Source organism: Endozoicomonas sp. ONNA1, from assembly GCF_024606325.1.
Lineage (GTDB): Bacteria > Pseudomonadota > Gammaproteobacteria > Pseudomonadales > Endozoicomonadaceae > Endozoicomonas_A.
Map to the genome: position 1 here is coordinate 1 of NZ_JAHHPN010000064.1, position 1,342 is coordinate 1,342.

The following is a 1,342-nucleotide window of genomic DNA, read 5'->3' on the forward strand; positions in this document are numbered from 1 at the left end:
TTCATCGTTCTGCCGACCATAAATTTTCGCCGTGCCATCGTAACCGGCGGTGATCACATGTTGGCTATCGGGGCTGAATGTGGCTGAGTTGACAATATCGTCATGGGAAATGATGGCTTTTACTTCCCATGAACCACCGTCCTTCAGGCCATAGATTTTCGTCTCGTCATCATCACTGGAGGTCTGCAAATAGTGGCTATCGGGGCTGAATGTGGCTGAGTTGACCTCCTTTTTATGGGAAATGATAGCTTTTTCTTCCCATGATCCATCGTCATTCAGGCCATAGACTTTCACCTTGTGATCATTACTGGTCGTCATCACATGGCGACCGTCGGCGCTGAAGGTGGCTGACCTGACACAACCGTCATGAGAAATAATAGCTTTTTCTATCCATGACCCATCGTTGTTCTTGCCATAGATTTTCGCTTTGCCATCAAAACTGGCGGTCACCACATAGCGGCCATCGACACTGAAGGTGGCCGATACTACTAAAAGCCTGTGGGTAATGATGGCTTTTTCTGCCCATGACTCATCGTCCTCCCGGCCATAAATTTTCACCACGCCATCTCCACTGGCGGTCACCACATAGCGGCCATCAGTGCTGAAGGAGGCTGAAGCGACCAAGTCATTATGGGAAATAATGGCTTTTTCTTCCCATGATCGTTCGTCTTTCTTGCCATAGATTTTCACCTTGCCGTCTCCACTGCCACCGGCAGTCACTACATAGCGACTATCGGCACTGAAGGTGGCTGAAATGACTCCGGCGTTGTGGGAAATGATGGCTTTTACTTCCCATGAGCCATCGTCTTTCTTGCCATAGATTTTCGCCTTGCCGTCTTTACTCCAGCTCATCACATAGCGGCTATCTGCGCTGAAGATGGCTGATATGAGGAAGTTATCATGGGAAATAGTGGCTTTTTCTTCCCATGATCGTTCGTCTTTCTGGCCGTAAATTTTCGCCTTGCCATCTACACCAGCTGTCACTACATAGTGGCCATCGGCACTGAAGGTGACGGATCTGAGACCACAATGGGAAAAAGTGCCTTTTGCTTCCCATGATCCATCGCTCTTCTGGCCATAGATTTCCAGCGTTTTATAATTCCTGACACTCACCAGATGGCGGCCATCGGTACTGAGAGTGGCTGAGCCGGTCGCGCCATAAGAGGGGAGGGTGGCTTTTGTCTCTAATGCAAATGTTTTACATTGATTCATCAGTTTAGTGAGGGTGGAAAAGAACAGAGCGGGAAAATGAATACTCCCATGGCGATCCATGATTGACTTGATTAATGCCTCATCCTTGGTAAAACGTCTCAACCATTTCTGGAGTTCATCTTTATCTTTT

The 1,342-nt window shown here is 48.1% G+C and carries 1 protein-coding gene; it reads right to left on the reverse strand.

What is annotated here, in order from left to right; translation table 11 throughout:
- The coding region (locus tag KDK19_RS01390; RefSeq protein WP_257291192.1) for a WD40 repeat domain-containing protein at positions 1-1,342 on the reverse strand (1,342 nt) is incomplete at both ends.